Source organism: Rhizobium sp. Leaf453 (assembly GCF_001425605.1).
Classification (GTDB): Bacteria; Pseudomonadota; Alphaproteobacteria; order Rhizobiales; family Rhizobiaceae; genus Pararhizobium.
The window spans coordinates 125,329-140,277 of record NZ_LMRG01000001.1; the positions used below are offsets into that span (position 1 = coordinate 125,329).

A 14,949-nucleotide genomic window follows, 5' to 3' on the forward strand; every position below is an offset into this window, starting at 1 on the left:
GGAGGAATGACCATGCTGACGATCTACGGCGTTTACCGCTCACGCGCATCGCGCAACTACTGGATGGCGGAGGAACTCGGCATTCCCTTCCTGTCCGTGCCGGTCATCCAGGCCAGACGCCTTGCCGATCCGCTGTCGCCCGGCGCGCCCCTCAACACCAAATCCGCGGCCTTTCTCTCGGTCAATCCGATGGGGTTCATCCCGGTGATCGAGGATGACGGACTGGTTCTGGCGGAATCGCTCGCCAACAATCTCTACCTCGCGCGCAAGCATGGCGGTCCGCTCTCCGGCGCCGATGTCCGCGAGGAAGGCGAGATGATGACCTGGACGCTCTGGGCGGCGACGGAGGTCGAGCCACATTCCGTGAAAATCGTGCTGACCTATGACAATGCCCTCGACAAGACGCCGGACGGACAGGCGGTCATTGCGGCCGCGGTCCAGGGACTGGAAAAGCCTTTGGCGCGCCTGAACACCCATCTGCAGGCTAGCGATTACGTGGTCGGCAACCGCTTCACCGTCGCCGATCTCAACCTCGCGGAAGTGATGCGCTATGCGATGAGCGAGACCTATCTGCTCGACAAATACAGCCATGTAAAGGACTGGCTCGTCCGCTGCCACGCTCGCCCGGCCTTCGGGCGAATGATGGCGGCGCGGCAGAAGGAAGTGGCGGAGGCTTGATCCGGCGGCGAGCGCTCAGGCGAAACCGAGCTTCTGCATGCTGTCTTCGATTTCCTCGCGCACCCATTGCTTGAAGGCGGTGACCGTTCGCGTCTCACGCCGCGAGGGTGGCGTGACGAAATAGTGTCCGAAGCCGGTTTTCACCCTTACCGGAAACGGCACGACAAGGCGGCCTTCGATAATCGAATAACCGGCCAGAGTCTGCCAGGCGAGCATGACGCCCTGCCCGGCAATGGCGGCGTCCAGACAGAGCGAGGCCTCGTTGAAGACATGGCGTGCCTTCATCGCTTCACCCGAGAGGCCGACGTCGCGCAGCCACGTTTCCCAACTGAACATCGAACGGCCATCCAGCACGGCGGGAACATCGAGCAGGTCCCGCGGTGTCTTCAATCCCTCCGCCATGGCGGGCGAACAGACCGGAAAGACTTCCTGCTCCAGCAACAGCTCCGCCTTGACGTCCGGCCAGTTGCCGGTGCCGACGCGAATGCCGAGATCGACGCCGGAATTTTCGAGATTGACCAGGGCCGTCGTCGCATCGATGCGCAGGCTGATATCCGGATGCTTCTCCGCGAAGCGATCCAGCCGGCAGACCAGCCAGCGGGCGGCGAAAACCGGAGCCACGGAAATGGTCAGGACCGTCTCGTCGCGCCGCCGGGCGGTTGCGACCGCCTGATCGAGCGTTTCGAAACCGCCAGTCAAGCGTGGCAGGAAACCTTCAGCGAAGGACGTGGCCGCCAGCCCACGGGTGGTGCGCTCGAACAGGGCGCGGCCCAACTGCCGTTCCGTCTTGATAATCTGCTGGCTGACGGCCCCGACCGTGACGCCAAGCTCATCCGCTGCCGCCTGCAGCGAGCCGAGGCGGCCGGCAGCCTCGACGGCGCGCAGTCCGTTGAGATGAACGGCATTGAGATGTTTCATATAGTTTTTCTATAGCAGCGTCCCAGCAAACTCAATTGAAAAGCAGCCGTGGCAGGCAGAGTGTAGGGGCATACAACATCGAAGGTGATGCCATGATCAACCTGCTTTCCCTGCTTGAGCGGTTCCTGACGGCCGATGACCGGGACCGAAACGAAACAGCCGTGGATTGGGGCACCGACCCCCTACGACATCCGGACATTGCCCGGATGGATCCGCGCGAACTGGGGGACCTGCCCTTTCCTGCCCGGCCGGTGCGGGCAGCCGCAACCTGCTACTCCTGATGTCAGCGATGCCCCCCCGGCGCTGCGTGACGCACGCCGGGGTCATCACAGGTGTCAGGCCGGCGAAAGAGCCGCGCAGCCCGGAACATCTTCCAGTCTGAAATAGACAGGAATGCCGCGCTCGCGGGCTATCCGCACATCGTTGTCCGCGCCCTTCGAGTCACCGGGCAGCCTCAGCACGGCATCGCAAAGCTGCAGAAGCCGCCCAGCGACCGGATGAAAGATTTGCTCATAGAGGTCATCGCCGATCTCGCGGCCGCCGGCCGCATGCCACACCGGCAATGCCACCCACTCGCCGATCATCGGCACATGACCGGCCTTGAACAATTCATGAGACGGCGCTTCAAGCCGTTTCAGGTTGGCCGCCATCCTGGCGGGATCGTCTCCCGTTCCGGAACGATAGGGACCGGCAATCAAAATCAGCATGTGCAGCTCCATACATTTGCACGAATCTCCAGATAATTCTGGATATTTCGTGATAAATCATGCAATATCGTGCAATGTCAAGATATGACACGGAGACAGGCATGCTGACGACACAAAGGCGGGCGCTGATTTTGCAGCGGCTTGCACGTGATGGGCAGGTGATTGCCGGCGCGCTGGCGCAGGAACTGGACCTGTCGGAAGACACGATCCGGCGCGACTTGCGCGACATGGCTGCCGCCGGTCTCCTGAAGCGCGTGCATGGCGGCGCACTGCCGGTCGATGCACCGCTGCCGGATCTGGAAACCCGCCAGGCGATCTCAACGGACGTGAAAAAGCGCCTTGGCCGGGCAGCGGCGCAGATGGTGCGGGCCGGACAACTGATTTTCCTGGATGGCGGAACGACGAATGCGGAGATCGTCCATGCGCTGCCGCGGGAGATGCCGATCACGATCGCCACACACAGCCCGGCGATTGCGTCTCTGTTGGAAAAGCACCGGGCCGAGGTAATCCTGATCGGCGGACGGCTCTACAAGCATTCCATGGTCGCGACCGGGGCAGCGGCTCTGGCTGCCATCGGCATGCTGCGGCCGGATATCTTCTTTCTCGGCGCGACCGCCGCTCACCCCGTCCACGGGCTTTCGACCGGCGACCATGAAGAGGCGGCCATCAAGCGCGCCATTATCGGCCAATCGGCCGAAACCGTCACCCTTCTGACGGATAAGAAGCTCGACGCCGTCTCACCGCATCACATCGCCGGCATCAGCGACATGGCGAGGATGATCCTGCCCGCCGGGCTGGGCGAAGACAGGATCGCCCCCTACCGGCAAAGCCACGTCGATATCATTGAGGCTTGACGGTCTCAGACCGGGCGTGGCTCAGGCAAAGGCCTCGGTCACCCGGACATCGCCGACATGGATGCCGTTCCAGTTCTTCATCGAATGATTGGCCTGCGCCATCAGGGCGGCGTGCAGGTCCGGTTCATCGGTAAAAAAGCGGGCAAGCGTGGCGGCGACCATGGCTTCGGCGGCGCGGGTAGTGCCGTCCTCGCATTTCAGCGCAATCGCGATGCCCTTTTCCGGGATGGCCGCGCAGAAAACGCCCTCAGCGCCGGTCTTGGCGAAGATGCGGCCGGGGGCTGTCTGCATCAGCCGCGTGCAGGCGCGCTTCGTGCCGGCAACGTAGAACGGCTCGGCCATGCAGGCCTCGATCAGGCGTTTCGAGCCCTTGGCACGCAGGGGCTCCAGGCCGCTGCCCGTCGCCATCCTGGCAAAGCCGTGGGCAAGACCCTTGAGCGGCACGGCATAGGTCGGGATCGAGCAGCCGTCGGTGCCGCAATTGTCGTGCGCGAGAACGGCACCAGTGAGGTTTTCCATGACGCCGCGGATTTCACGCTGCAGCGGGTGATCGTAGGTGACATAACCCGCCGTTTCCTCGCCGCTGTGGCAGCATGCGCAGACGAAGCCGGCATGCTTGCCGGAGCAATTGTTGTGAAGCGCTGTGGGATGCGAGAGTGTGCGGGCCTGATCGATGATCGTATGCTGATCGAACGACCAGTGGTCGCCGCATTCCAGCGTCGACACGTCACGCCCGGCAGCGGCGAGCATGGCGGCCGCAAGCTCTACATGTTCGCGCTCGCCATTGTGCGAGGAACAAGCGAGCGCCAGCGCCCGGTTGTCGAAGCCGTAGGCATCGGCCGCACCCGTCTCCATCAGCGGCAGCGCCTGCATCGCCTTGCAGGCCGAACGCGGGAAGACGCCGGCATCGGTCTCGCCGAGCGAAAACACGGTCTTTCCGTCGCCATCGACCGCGATCACCATGCCGCGATGGCGGCTTTCGACGAGATTGCCGCGCGTGACTTCAACAAGTACCGGGTTCGACATTTTTATGCCCTCAAAAATCCAAGTTCCGGCAGTGTCTTATCGCAAGACGAAATCTTGCAAAACCCGGACCCGCCATGAAATTTCTCAAACGGCTGTTTCTCGCCATCCTGTTTGTCTACCTGCTGCCGGCACTCGCCTCCGCCGGATGGTGGTATGTCAAGGACAGGCCGGCGAACTGGCGGGAGGCAGACTGGTCTTCCACGGGAATCCTGCCGAAGCCGCAGGACAACAGGGAAGCGGCCATCTACGTCTTCTCCGCCACGACCGGCGGCATGAAGGGGGCCGTTGCCAGCCATTCCTGGATCGTCACCAAGCAGGAGGGCGATGACAGCTACAACCGGTATGACAAGGTCGGCTGGGGATCGCCGATCCGCCGCAACGCCTATGCCGCCGATGCACGCTGGTATTCCAACCTGCCGCATCTTGTGACCGCCATCCATGGCGACGAGGCGACGCGGCTGATCCCGAAGATCGAAGCGGCGATCCGCTCCTACCCCTATTCAAAGCCGGGCGGATATCGCATCTGGCCGGGACCGAACTCCAACACCTTCGTCGCCCATGTGCTGCGGTCCGTGCCCGAAATCGGCACCGTGCTGCCGCCGGATGCCGTGGGCCGCGACTACCTGCCGGAAGGCAAGCTGTTTTCGCTCGATGCAGATGGGCTCGACGCGCATGCGACGCTCTACGGCCTGCTCGGCGTTTCGGTCGGCGCACGCAGCGGTCTCGAACTGCATTTCATGGGCCTTGTGGCCGGCATCGACGTGATGCGCCCGGCGATCAAGGTTCCGGCACTGGGGCGGTTCGGGGTGTAAGACAGACTGCTTGCGGGATGTGACTTTGAAAAATTGTGATAGGATCGACTTGGAAATCCCGTGCGGAGACAGACATGACGCAATCATTGAAACGTCAGATCGTGGAGCTTCCGGAAAGCTTGGAGGCGCAGGTCGCTTCGCTGGCGCAGAAAACCGGACGGTCTCGTGCAGTCATCGTCAATGAAGCCATCGACACCTATGTCAACAACCAGCTTCGCTGGCTGACGGATATGGACGCCGCGGTTCTCGATGCGAAGCAAGGGCAATCCTATGACGGCGCCGATGTGCTGGATTGGCTCGACAGTTGGGACAGCGACAGCGAAAAAGGCAGACCCGAGCCTTCAAAGCGATAGAACCGCCCGATGCGGATACGGTTCACGTCCCATGCGATGCGCGACCTCGACGATCTGAAGGAATGGCTTCGCCTGAAAAATCCCGCCGGTTTCAAATCGGTCGCGGCACAGATATCCAAAACAATCCGGCCTGTTGCCGACCATCCCGTCATTGGCCGCAAGACTCTGCGAGAGGACATTCGCGAACTCGTCGAGCCGCGTTACGGGTCTATAATTCCGTACACGATCATTGATGACGTCGTGTTCATCCTGCGCATCTACAGCGCCAGACGTTATCCTCTTGATCCGGGCACGCTTGCCGATCCCGGGGAGAAGGAATAGTCGAACATTCACGACCCTCCAGACAAACAAAAAGGGCCGCTTCGCAGCGACCCTCCATGAGGTTTTGGCCAGGTAACAGGCCCGGACCATGTTCTGCTGGAACATGACCCGCAGGAAGGCTGGTTCAGATCGAGGGCTGCCTCGTCGTTGCCACCACAATTCCCATGCCTGCTACGAGGTTCGAAATCTCATTAGACACTGGACCACCTTCCTTTCATTACGTTGAACATGATTCAAAGGTAGTCCCATTTCGCCGAATTGCAAGGGCATCAGCCTTGGACTTTAGAAGGTCATGACGATCTTGCCGATGTGATCGCCGGCCTCCATCAGCCGGTGTGCCTCGACCACCTCGGTGAAGGGCACGATGGCGTGCATGACCGGCGCGATGTCGCCGTCTTCCAGCAGCGGCCAGACATTGTCCTCCAGATCATCGCGGATCGCCTCCTTTTCGGAGGCCGTGCGCGGCCGCATGGCGGAGCCCATGACATGCAGGCGCTTGCCGAGGATGGCGGCGATATTGGCCTTTTCGACGACGGCACCACCGAGGAAGGCGATGATTGACAGGCGGCCATCCTTGGCAAGCGAGCCGATATTGCGGTCAAAATAGGGGGCGCCGACCATGTCGAGGATGACGTCGACGCCCTGCCCGCCGGTTTCCTCGAGGATAACAGCCTTGAAATCCTCCTCGCGATAATTGATCGCCCGCTTGGCGCCGAGCGAGACGCAGGCATCGCACTTGTCCTTGCTGCCTGCGGTGACGAAGACTTCAGCGCCGAACGCCCGGGCAAGCTGGATCGCGGTCGTGCCGATGCCGCTCGATCCGCCATGGATGAGGATCTTTTCACCCTCGACCAGATCGGCCATCTGGAAGACATTGGCCCAGACGGTGAAGAAGGTTTCCGGCAGTGCCGCTGCGCGGGCCGCATCGTATCCCTTCGGCCAAGGCATGGCCTGCGTTGCCGGCAGGGCACAAAACTCGGCATACCCGCCGCCATTGGCGAGGCCGCAGACCTTGTCGCCGACGATGAAGCCTTCCGCGCCCGCGCCCATCGCCACGACTTCACCTGCGACCTCCAATCCGAGGATCGGGCTCGCGCCGGGCGGCGGCGGATAATTACCGAGGCGCTGCAACACATCCGGCCGGTTGACGCCGGAGGCTTCGACGCGAATGAGGATATCTCCGGGTTTCAGATCCGGCAGCGGACCGCGCGCCAGCACCATCTTCTCCGGCCCGCCGGGAGATGGAAGATCGACATAGGTCATTTCGGTCGGCAGGCTCACGGCACTCTCCCTGGATTTTCTCGTTGCCGACTATCTAGCGCGCCGCATGCAAACGGCAAAGCCAAGTTTGTGCCAGGAGCCCCTTAAACATTGCGGCAAAAACCCAGCGAAGCAGCGCGATGCTGCGCCGCATCATGGCAAAATTGCGCGCGCTAAAGCCTTCCGAAAATTAAACTTCTTTAATTTGAAACGGCAGAAAACCGGGCCTAGCTTCGTCCTCGAAACCGGGAGACGCCGGCGGCTTCCCCCAGGCCGCGACGCGACGAACTCCGGACGGTTTCAGACTATCGGTCCCGATGACTGGACCATATCAAGGACGACACCCATGCGTGCTCTTCTGACTTCGCTTACCCTCATTTCCGCAATCTCCCTTTCGTCAGCCGCTTTTGCGGCCAGTACCGCCACCGGCACCGTCCGCGCCTTCGACGCCAAGGCCCAGACGCTCACCTTGAAGGACGGCACCAGCTACATGCTGCCGGCCAGCTTCAAGGACCCCGGCATCAAGGTCGGCGAAAAGGTCAAGGTCGCCTATGAAATGATCGGCAAGAAACATCAGGCAACGGCGGTGACGCTGGCGCAGTGACACGCATAGCGTCCGCATGAGCGTACCCGATCGCGGCTAGACGCTTCGGGATCATGCAGAAACGGGCTGGACCCCATGATGGGATCCAGCCCGCCGCTTTTTGAGGTGATCGGTTCAGTCGACCTCTCCGCCAAAGGTCTCGAACACAAGCCCGTTGTCGCTCTCCTTCGCCAAGCTCTTGATCTCCGCAATGCGGGCGCTGACGGCTTGGGCATCGGAGAATGCAAAACCCTCCGGCAGGATCAGAACGGCGATCGAGCAGCGCATCAGCGGGAAGATGGTCGCCTCGCCGCTGCGGCCGTGACCGGTCATGTAACCGGCCTCGCGATGTTCGGCCGAATAGAGTTGGCGGACATCGTTGCTGAATTCGGAGAGGACCCGAGACAGCACCGCGCCGACCTCGTCGCACGTCCAGCCGCTGACGCCGATGAAGAAATCGTCGCCGCCGACATGGCCGAGGAATTTTTCCTCGCCGATGAAATGCCGGCGCATCAGGGCTGCAAACAGCGAGATCGCCAGATCGCCCTTCTGGAAACCGTAGTGATCGTTGAACGGCTTGAAACTGTCGAAATCGCAGTAGCAGAAGTAACGCGCCTCGTCGGCATCGAGCACGGCGCCCTGCACATAGTCCCGAATGGCGCGATTGCCCGGCAGGCCGGTGAGCGGGTTCTGCTCCTGCGCGGTCTTCAGTTGCTTTTCACCGATGATCTTAAGGAGCGACGAGGCAGACAGGATGCCGGCATAGCGCATGTTTTCCGTCAGGATGACACAATCGCTGCCATCCATGCCGGCAAAGATCTTCAGCATTTCATCGGCTGGCGTCTCGAGGTCGGCGATCGGCGCCGGGCTGACGAAATGCGAGATATGCCGCTGATAGATATGGTTCTTCAGCAGATCCCGGCCGAACGGATGATAGATCATCTCCTTGACGTGATATTCATGCAGGACGCCACGCGGCTCGCCATTGGCATTGATTACCGGGAAGAAGCTGCGCTGCGGTGAGCGGCGGAAGAGTTCGAAGACCGAGTCGAGATCGTCGTTCTCCCGCAGCGCCGGCACCTGCTCGATCTGCTTGCGGATCAGGATGCTGTCGAGCGAGGTGGATTGCCGGCGGGTGCTGGCCGTCTGTTCGAGATGCGGATAGGCGGGCTGGAGATCGGCGAAATGCACTGTCGGCCGGGCGACGAAATAGCCCTGGACGAGGTCGCAGCCAAGATCGCGACAGGTGGCGAATTCTGCCTCGGTCTCGACGCCTTCGGCAATGACCCGCGTGCCAAGCACATGCGCCGTGTTGACCGTATGGCGCACGATATGGCGCTTGCGCGGACTGGATTCGATGCCGGAAATGAAATGCCGATCGATCTTCACATAATCGACGGGCTGGTCGCAGAGCAACTTCAGCCCGTTGAAACCGACGCCGAAATCATCGATCGCCAGTTTGAAGCCGGCCTGCCGCAGCTTTTTCACCAGCTTGGAAAAATCCGGCATCTTGCCGCTGTCGAAACGCTCAGACAGTTCGAAGCAGATCGAAGACGGCGGAATGCCGGACCGCTTCAGGTGACTGCCGAGCCGTTCGACCACATCGCCTTCCAGCCCGATCAGCCGGCTATCGAAGTTGACGAACAGCGTGCGCGACGCGAAATCCGGAAGACCGGCGAAACCGGCGAAGGCGCGCGTGTTGATCATGTGCTCCAGCGCCAGCAGTTGCCCCGCCTCCTCCGCCTTGTCGAGCAGTTCGATCGGCGACTTGAAGCCCAGCCGCTCGAAACCGCGCATCAGCGTCTCGTAACCGAAGACGGAGCCTGTCGCGATCTCGGCGATCGGCTGGAAGGCGTTTTCGATAGCCAGCTTGGCAAGCGTGACGATCTGGTCGTCGCCGAAGCGGCGGAGCGACAGCATTTCGACGGGGACGGCACTCGGGACGGCGGACATGCGGGAACTCCGGGACGGACTTTAAGGTCGCGCGGAAGATCGCCTTCCAGACCTGAATTTTCCGTTTCCCGGACATGACAGTTTCATGAAAGTTCAATGACTGCCGGGCGTTAGCGGAAATATGCAACCACCCCCGGGCAATTACCTTATCCCTTCGCGAGAACCCCGAAGGCAATCAGCGCCAGCCCCTGCATCACAAGGTCGATCGCCAGAAACAGGCCGAGCAGCCACAGGCTGTTGACCGGCCAGCCGGCGGCGATGACAAGGCCGGCAAGAAGCGTCAGGGCGCCGCCCAGCGCGATCCAGCCCCAGCCGGCCAGCGGCCGCAGCTTGAACGCGGTCCAGATGCGGAAGGCTCCGGCGACAACGAGGGCGACCGCCATCAGGAAAGTGAGAATGGCCGAGGCGAGCAGCGGATTGAAGAAGGCGAAGATACCGGCGATCGTGTAGCAGGCCCCGCTCAGACTCCAGTAGATGGCGCTTTCCCAGGACTTGACGCGAAAGGCTTGGCCCAGATGCAGGATGCCGCCGACCAGCATGACGATACCGACCGTATAGACCGAGGCGACGGTGGCGGCGAGCACATTGCCGAAGGCTATGCCGCCGCCCATGATCATCAGGACACCGAGCGCCACGAACCAGCCCCACTTATCGCTGGGCACGGACTTCGCAGAGGGGTTGAAAGCTTCAGCCAAGATGCAGTCTCCATGATACGCAAACAATTTAGAGGTGCAAATAAAGCAATAATTCCGCAAGAAAGCAAAGCAGGTCGTCGATTAAATCTTCAGTGACAGCAGCACCGCGCCCGAAGCGATCATCGCGACGCCAGCCCAATGGGCGGGCGACAGCCGTTCGCCGAGGAATACAACCGCGAAGATTGCGACGAGAACGACGCTGAGCTTGTCGACCGGCGCGACCTGCGCGGCATTGCCGAGCTTCAGAGCCCGGAAATAACACAGCCAGGACGCCCCGGTCGCCAGCCCCGACAGGACCAGAAACAGCCAGCTTTTCGCCGAGACGGTCCCCGGCGCCTGCCAGTTTCCGGTGACGGACAGCATGAAGGCGATAGCCAGGAGAATGACGATGGTGCGGATGAAGGTGGCGAAATCCGAATTGACGTTTTCGATGCCGACCTTGGCGAAGATGGCGGTGAGTGCGGCAAAGCCGGCGGAGAGCAGCGCCCAGGCCTGCCAAGATAGAAGGAGGGATTTCAAGATGGGTCTCCGATCAGGAAGAGGCAATATTACCCGGGACTCTTCACGATCGAAGCGCAAGTTTCAATGTGAGAGAACAGATAGAACCCGTCATGGCTCTATCGCCGTAGAACCCGCGCATCCCCCGATCCAACGCTACGGCAGACGTTGACCTTTCAAGGATTCTCCTGTTATCGAAAGTCATCGTTCACTTGTGCGGCACACGGTGCCCGCTTTTCCAATGCGAAAGCACTACAAGGTTTTGTCCGGCCCCAGAGGCGGATTGACCTTCAATTTCATCCCATGTAACCATGCTGATAGCGGCAATCTCGACTATGACCGTCTCCATCCCGATGTCTTCAGCGTCAGGGAAGAAGCTTTTTATTTTGTCGAAAGTATCGTGGCGGAGTTTTTTCCGGACTGGGGGCCAAATTACCGCCATTGGGGCGTCACATGGGTCGATCGAGAAACCTGGCTTGAAATTCTGTCGCGATTTCCCGAACTGCGCCGTGATATCCGCAGGAATCCCCGGTTGAGATCGCTCATCCGGGAACAGATCTGGGTCACGGTCCTCGTGCCACGACGATACAGCTTTCATCAGAAAGCGATATTGAGATCGTTGGGCCAAATGGAAAAACGGATTCGCAAGATCCTTGAACGCCATCAATACGTTGTCATTTGTGGCATATGAGTTTGAGCCAAAAACGAGAAGGCCCCGGCGTATTTGAACGGCTGGAAAACCGTCGATGTTACGCGAACCGGATAAGGCTTCGATTGTATCCTCATTGGGGCCAATCGCAACCTGCCGACCTCACCACGCGCCGATTTCGCTGAGGTTTGATAGAGGGCTGAGGCGGACGATGAGTTCGATCACAACCGCTAATCCCAAAACCATCAGGACCAAGCACCTTTTAGGCGCCTTCCGAGTGCGTGCTTCCAGATAGCCGATGTTAAAGAGCGTGACCGGCGCCTGACAGGCCAAAGCGGCAGCATATCGGCTGAGGGTGAGACCATGCTCATATGGCACCCAGTCGGCGCCCTCGTTGATTCCAAGGTTCATGTTGCTGGGCGTCAGATAATCGTAGCAGTACCAGGTAACGACCGCCGTAAACGGCAGGGCAAACACTGGCGAAAACTGCCCTCTCACGCCGACTTGTCGAGCCATCAGCCAGGTCCAAAACGCCTCGAATGATTGCGGCAAGGCCAGGACCAAGGCTGCCAGCACGGAACTGATCACTGCGAAAATCGGCGTGGTGACGACCAGCATCAGAGCGGCGTTCGATTTCGGTCTGTTTGGGTTCTCGTGAATAAAATCGATGATGAGAACTTCAAGCGACAGATGAATCGTAACAGCCGAGGCAATTGCGACCAAGATCCATCCCAGGCTTTTCAGATAGATAACGCCAACCTCTTTGGCGCCCATTCAAATCGAACCTTGCTGCAAGCCACACACACGCGATATCTCGCCAGCCAAATCGTCACCATTGCGGCAAGGGCGGAGTATAACAGCGCCCAAGCCCGAGATGGCAGAGGATTTGCTCTCCGTCCGCCCTTCAATCCTCGGAGGGCGTGAAGGTCAGGATGCCTGCGAGCCGCGCCCCGCGCCCTGTCTTGTCATCCGCCGGATGGGAAACACCGTCGCTGACCGGCACGCTCTGGAAATCGAACGGGCTTATGCCCTTGAGACAGGCGACATTGGCCCCGTACTGATTGGTATTCGAGCGGCGCTGGTGATGGGTATAGATCCCGCATTTCGAGCAGAAATAATGCTTCGCCGACTTCGTGTTGAACTGATACAGACTCAGTGCCTCTTCGCCCTCCGATATGCCGATGGCATCCAGATCGGCCGAAACGACCACTGCGCCCCGCATACGGCAATAGGAGCAATTGCACCGCCTTGCCGTATTGAGACCATCGGTCAGACGCACATGAAACCGGACCGTGCCGCAGTGGCAGGCGCCGTCGATTTCGTTGATATTGCTATCCATCTGCGTCTCCTCGACCAACGGCGTCGTGTTCCGCAGACTAGCAACAAGCAACTCTGCCGATCAAAGCTAAATCGATCACATCACAGTTCATTTTTTTATTGATTGATGGATCAATCAAAAATAAGCTCATCCTCAACAAGGGGATTTCGAATGCCGAAGGTCGGGATGGAACCGGTGCGCCGGAAGGCGCTGGTGGATGCGACGTTGCGGGCCGTGGGCGATCACGGGTCGCTGACCGTCACCATGTCGGAAATCGCCCGCCATGCCGGTGTTTCGGCGGCACTCGCACATCACTATTTTGGGTCCAAAGAACAGCTGGTGCTGGAAACCATTCGCAGCCTACTGCGGCAATTGCGGGCGGATACGGTGGCGGCCCTTGGTGCGGCAACGACCCCGCGTGAGAGAGTGTCGGCGGTGATCCGGGTGAATTTCCAGGCGCATCAGTTCGCCCCGGAAACGGTCGCCGCCTGGCTGGCGTTTTACACCGAAGCCCAGCGTTCCGAGGAAACCCGCCGGTTGCTGGTCGTCTATGCGCGCCGGCTACGTTCGAACTTTCTGGCGAGCCTGCGCGAACTCTGCCCGCTTGCCGATGCCGCCCGGATCGCCGAGGGGGCGTCGGCGATGATCGACGGGCTTTACCTGCGGCAAGGCCTGAAATCTGCTCCCGTCAGCATCGATTCCTCGATTGCGCTGGTGGAGGATTATGTCACGGCGCATCTGCGGCTCGTTTCAAATCAAGACATTTCGATACCGAAAACCAAAGGACCGACGCCGTGAGTGCGCAGAAGCCGAATATTCTCATCATCATGGTCGATCAGCTGAACGGGAAATTCTTCCCCGACGGTCCAGCCGAGTTCCTGCATGCGCCGAACATGAAGGCGCTGGCCAAGCGGTCGGCGCGGTTCCGCAACAACTATACCTCCTCGCCGCTCTGCGCCCCTGCCCGCGCCTCGTTCATGGCCGGCCAGCTGCCGAGCCGCACGCAGGTCTATGACAATGCGGCCGAATATATCTCCTCCATCCCGACCTATGCGCATCATCTGCGCCGCGCCGGTTATTACACGGCGCTGTCGGGCAAGATGCATTTCGTCGGCCCGGACCAGTTGCACGGTTTCGAGGAACGGCTGACGACGGATATCTACCCGGCCGATTTTGGCTGGACGCCGGATTATCGCAAGCCGGGCGAACGGATCGACTGGTGGTATCACAATCTCGGCTCCGTCACCGGCGCCGGGGTGGCCGAGATCACCAACCAGATGGAATATGACGACGAAGTCGCCTTCCTCGCCAACCAGAAGCTCTATCATCTGAGCCGCGAACATGGCGACGAGGCCCGCCGCCCCTGGGCGTTGACGGTCTCGTTTACTCATCCGCATGACCCCTATGTCGCCCGCCGCAAATTCTGGGACCTCTATAACGACTGCGAGCATCTTCTGCCCGAAGTCGGCGAAATCCCGCTGGCTGAACAGGATCCGCATTCGCAGCGCCTGATCCATTCCTGCGACTACCAGAATTTTGCGGTGACGGAGGAGAATATCCGCCGCTCGCGCCAGGCCTATTTCGCCAATATCTCCTATCTCGACGAGAAGGTCGGCGAACTCGTCGACACGCTGACGCGCACAAGGATGCTCGACGATACGTTGATCCTCTTCTGCTCCGATCATGGCGACATGCTGGGCGAACGCGGCCTGTGGTTCAAGATGAACTTCTTCGAAGGATCAGCCCGTGTGCCGCTGATGATCGCCGGCCCCGGCGTGACGCCCGGCCTGCATCTGGCGCCGACATCCAATCTCGATGTTGCCCCGACGCTCTGCGACCTCGCCGGCATTTCCATGGACGAGATCATGCCGTGGACCGACGGCGAAAGCTTGGTGCCGGTCATCAACGGCACCGAGCGCACCACGCCGGTGGTGATGGAATATGCCGCCGAAGGCTCCTACGCGCCGCTGGTCGGCATTCGCGAAGGCAAGTGGAAATATATCCACTGCGCGCTCGATCCCGACCAGCTCTACGATCTCGATGCCGATCCGCTGGAATTGACCAATCTCGCCGAGGTTCCTGCCCATGCCCCGACGCTGCGCGCCTTCCAGGCAATGCGCGACAGCCGCTGGGATATGGAGGCCTTCGACGCGAGCGTCCGCGAAAGCCAGGCGCGGCGCTGGGTGGTCTACGAGGCGCTGCGCAACGGCGCCTATTACCCCTGGGATCATCAGCCGCTGCAGAAGGCGTCCGAACGCTACATGCGCAACCACATGAATCTCGACAATCTCGAAGAATCCAAACGCTTTCCGCGGGGAGAATAA

The 14,949-nt window shown here is 60.5% G+C and carries 19 protein-coding genes; 9 read left to right on the forward strand and 10 right to left on the reverse strand.

Going from position 1 to position 14,949, the window contains the following annotated elements; genetic code table 11:
* The first annotated feature begins 12 nt into the window (after window positions 1–12).
* Window positions 13–678, forward strand: a complete 666-nt coding sequence (locus ASG68_RS00625; RefSeq protein ID WP_062575999.1) for a glutathione S-transferase family protein — start codon at window positions 13–15, stop codon at window positions 676–678.
* A 15-nt stretch (window positions 679–693) separates the two neighbouring features.
* Here ASG68_RS00625 and ASG68_RS00630 read toward each other — a convergent pair whose 3' ends face one another.
* Window positions 694–1,596 (reverse strand): LysR substrate-binding domain-containing protein, encoded by a 903-nt coding sequence (locus ASG68_RS00630; RefSeq protein WP_062575998.1) that lies wholly within the window; start codon window positions 1,594–1,596, stop codon window positions 694–696.
* A 92-nt stretch (window positions 1,597–1,688) separates the two neighbouring features.
* Here ASG68_RS00630 and ASG68_RS00635 point away from each other — a divergent pair, with 92 nt between their 5' ends.
* Entirely contained in the window at window positions 1,689–1,877 is a 189-nt protein-coding gene (locus ASG68_RS00635; protein ID WP_062575997.1) for a hypothetical protein, read from the forward strand.
* Between the two features lie 54 nt (window positions 1,878–1,931).
* Here ASG68_RS00635 and ASG68_RS00640 read toward each other — a convergent pair whose 3' ends face one another.
* A complete protein-coding gene (locus ASG68_RS00640) occupies window positions 1,932–2,303 on the reverse strand; it encodes a hypothetical protein (RefSeq protein WP_062576578.1) in 372 nt (123 codons plus the stop codon).
* A gap of 101 nt (window positions 2,304–2,404) precedes the next feature.
* On the opposite strand from ASG68_RS00640, the gene ASG68_RS00645 reads away from it, so the two are divergent.
* Window positions 2,405–3,157 carry a DeoR/GlpR family DNA-binding transcription regulator gene (locus tag ASG68_RS00645; RefSeq protein ID WP_062575996.1) on the forward strand — a complete coding sequence of 251 codons (753 nt, stop codon included), beginning with the start codon at window positions 2,405–2,407 and terminating at the stop codon, window positions 3,155–3,157.
* A gap of 21 nt (window positions 3,158–3,178) precedes the next feature.
* On the opposite strand, the gene ASG68_RS00650 is transcribed toward ASG68_RS00645, so the two are convergent.
* Complete coding sequence (locus tag ASG68_RS00650; protein WP_062575995.1) at window positions 3,179–4,183, reverse strand: asparaginase; 1,005 nt, start codon at window positions 4,181–4,183, stop codon at window positions 3,179–3,181.
* A gap of 74 nt (window positions 4,184–4,257) precedes the next feature.
* Here ASG68_RS00650 and ASG68_RS00655 point away from each other — a divergent pair, with 74 nt between their 5' ends.
* The 3 genes from ASG68_RS00655 to ASG68_RS00665 all read left to right on the forward strand — a co-directional run bounded on the left by ASG68_RS00655 (window position 4,258) and on the right by ASG68_RS00665 (window position 5,669).
* Complete coding sequence (locus ASG68_RS00655) at window positions 4,258–4,995, forward strand: DUF3750 domain-containing protein (RefSeq protein WP_062602636.1); 738 nt, start codon at window positions 4,258–4,260, stop codon at window positions 4,993–4,995.
* Between the two features lie 74 nt (window positions 4,996–5,069).
* On the forward strand, window positions 5,070–5,348 hold the full coding sequence (locus tag ASG68_RS00660; RefSeq protein ID WP_062575993.1) for a CopG family ribbon-helix-helix protein: 279 nt from the start codon (window positions 5,070–5,072) through the stop codon (window positions 5,346–5,348).
* A 9-nt stretch (window positions 5,349–5,357) separates the two neighbouring features.
* Complete coding sequence (locus tag ASG68_RS00665) at window positions 5,358–5,669, forward strand: type II toxin-antitoxin system RelE/ParE family toxin (protein ID WP_082499420.1); 312 nt, start codon at window positions 5,358–5,360, stop codon at window positions 5,667–5,669.
* A 282-nt stretch (window positions 5,670–5,951) separates the two neighbouring features.
* On the opposite strand, the gene ASG68_RS00670 is transcribed toward ASG68_RS00665, so the two are convergent.
* Window positions 5,952–6,950: an NAD(P)H-quinone oxidoreductase gene (locus tag ASG68_RS00670; protein WP_062575991.1), complete on the reverse strand. Its 999-nt coding sequence runs from the start codon at window positions 6,948–6,950 to the stop codon at window positions 5,952–5,954.
* 325 nt (window positions 6,951–7,275) lie between these two features.
* On the opposite strand from ASG68_RS00670, the gene ASG68_RS31025 reads away from it, so the two are divergent.
* On the forward strand, window positions 7,276–7,533 hold the full coding sequence (locus ASG68_RS31025) for a DUF1344 domain-containing protein (RefSeq protein ID WP_062575990.1): 258 nt from the start codon (window positions 7,276–7,278) through the stop codon (window positions 7,531–7,533).
* A gap of 114 nt (window positions 7,534–7,647) precedes the next feature.
* Here the strand turns inward: ASG68_RS31025 and ASG68_RS00680 are convergent, their stop codons facing one another.
* From ASG68_RS00680 to ASG68_RS00705, 6 genes are all read right to left on the reverse strand, one after another.
* Window positions 7,648–9,465: a GGDEF domain-containing protein gene (locus ASG68_RS00680; protein WP_062575989.1), complete on the reverse strand. Its 1,818-nt coding sequence runs from the start codon at window positions 9,463–9,465 to the stop codon at window positions 7,648–7,650.
* Between the two features lie 146 nt (window positions 9,466–9,611).
* Window positions 9,612–10,160 carry an HdeD family acid-resistance protein gene (locus ASG68_RS00685; RefSeq protein WP_062575988.1) on the reverse strand — a complete coding sequence of 183 codons (549 nt, stop codon included), beginning with the start codon at window positions 10,158–10,160 and terminating at the stop codon, window positions 9,612–9,614.
* Between the two features lie 81 nt (window positions 10,161–10,241).
* Complete coding sequence (locus ASG68_RS00690) at window positions 10,242–10,679, reverse strand: EamA family transporter (RefSeq protein ID WP_062575987.1); 438 nt, start codon at window positions 10,677–10,679, stop codon at window positions 10,242–10,244.
* Between the two features lie 187 nt (window positions 10,680–10,866).
* Entirely contained in the window at window positions 10,867–11,322 is a 456-nt protein-coding gene (locus ASG68_RS00695; protein ID WP_062575986.1) for a hypothetical protein, read from the reverse strand.
* A 147-nt stretch (window positions 11,323–11,469) separates the two neighbouring features.
* Window positions 11,470–12,081 (reverse strand): hypothetical protein, encoded by a 612-nt coding sequence (locus ASG68_RS00700; protein ID WP_062575985.1) that lies wholly within the window; start codon window positions 12,079–12,081, stop codon window positions 11,470–11,472.
* Window positions 12,082–12,211: 130 nt separating this feature from the next.
* Window positions 12,212–12,646 (reverse strand): GFA family protein, encoded by a 435-nt coding sequence (locus ASG68_RS00705; RefSeq protein WP_062576576.1) that lies wholly within the window; start codon window positions 12,644–12,646, stop codon window positions 12,212–12,214.
* Window positions 12,647–12,796: 150 nt separating this feature from the next.
* Here ASG68_RS00705 and betI point away from each other — a divergent pair, with 150 nt between their 5' ends.
* The gene (gene betI, locus ASG68_RS00710; RefSeq protein ID WP_062575984.1) at window positions 12,797–13,423 is read left to right on the forward strand and encodes a transcriptional regulator BetI; all 627 of its coding nucleotides are present in this window, start codon (window positions 12,797–12,799) and stop codon (window positions 13,421–13,423) included.
* A complete protein-coding gene (betC, locus tag ASG68_RS00715; protein ID WP_062575983.1) occupies window positions 13,420–14,949 on the forward strand; it encodes a choline-sulfatase in 1,530 nt (509 codons plus the stop codon). The genes betI and betC overlap by 4 nt, the downstream gene beginning before the upstream one ends.

Excerpts from the sequence above, each read along its gene's own strand:
- ASG68_RS00625 (WP_062575999.1), top strand. The coding sequence starts at position 13 with ATGCTGACGATCTACGGCGTTTACCGCTCACGCGCATCGCGCAACTAC.
- ASG68_RS00630 (WP_062575998.1), bottom strand. The coding sequence starts at position 1,596 with ATGAAACATCTCAATGCCGTTCATCTCAACGGACTGCGCGCCGTCGAG.
- ASG68_RS00635 (WP_062575997.1), top strand. The coding sequence starts at position 1,689 with ATGATCAACCTGCTTTCCCTGCTTGAGCGGTTCCTGACGGCCGATGAC.
- ASG68_RS00640 (WP_062576578.1), bottom strand. The coding sequence starts at position 2,303 with ATGCTGATTTTGATTGCCGGTCCCTATCGTTCCGGAACGGGAGACGAT.
- ASG68_RS00645 (WP_062575996.1), top strand. The coding sequence starts at position 2,405 with ATGCTGACGACACAAAGGCGGGCGCTGATTTTGCAGCGGCTTGCACGT.
- ASG68_RS00650 (WP_062575995.1), bottom strand. The coding sequence starts at position 4,183 with ATGTCGAACCCGGTACTTGTTGAAGTCACGCGCGGCAATCTCGTCGAA.
- ASG68_RS00655 (WP_062602636.1), top strand. The coding sequence starts at position 4,258 with ATGAAATTTCTCAAACGGCTGTTTCTCGCCATCCTGTTTGTCTACCTG.
- ASG68_RS00660 (WP_062575993.1), top strand. The coding sequence starts at position 5,070 with ATGACGCAATCATTGAAACGTCAGATCGTGGAGCTTCCGGAAAGCTTG.
- ASG68_RS00665 (WP_082499420.1), top strand. The coding sequence starts at position 5,358 with ATGCGGATACGGTTCACGTCCCATGCGATGCGCGACCTCGACGATCTG.
- ASG68_RS31025 (WP_062575990.1), top strand. The coding sequence starts at position 7,276 with ATGCGTGCTCTTCTGACTTCGCTTACCCTCATTTCCGCAATCTCCCTT.
- ASG68_RS00680 (WP_062575989.1), bottom strand. The coding sequence starts at position 9,465 with ATGTCCGCCGTCCCGAGTGCCGTCCCCGTCGAAATGCTGTCGCTCCGC.
- ASG68_RS00695 (WP_062575986.1), bottom strand. The coding sequence starts at position 11,322 with ATGGCGTTCAAGGATCTTGCGAATCCGTTTTTCCATTTGGCCCAACGA.
- ASG68_RS00700 (WP_062575985.1), bottom strand. The coding sequence starts at position 12,081 with ATGGGCGCCAAAGAGGTTGGCGTTATCTATCTGAAAAGCCTGGGATGG.
- ASG68_RS00705 (WP_062576576.1), bottom strand. The coding sequence starts at position 12,646 with ATGGATAGCAATATCAACGAAATCGACGGCGCCTGCCACTGCGGCACG.
- betI (WP_062575984.1), top strand. The coding sequence starts at position 12,797 with ATGCCGAAGGTCGGGATGGAACCGGTGCGCCGGAAGGCGCTGGTGGAT.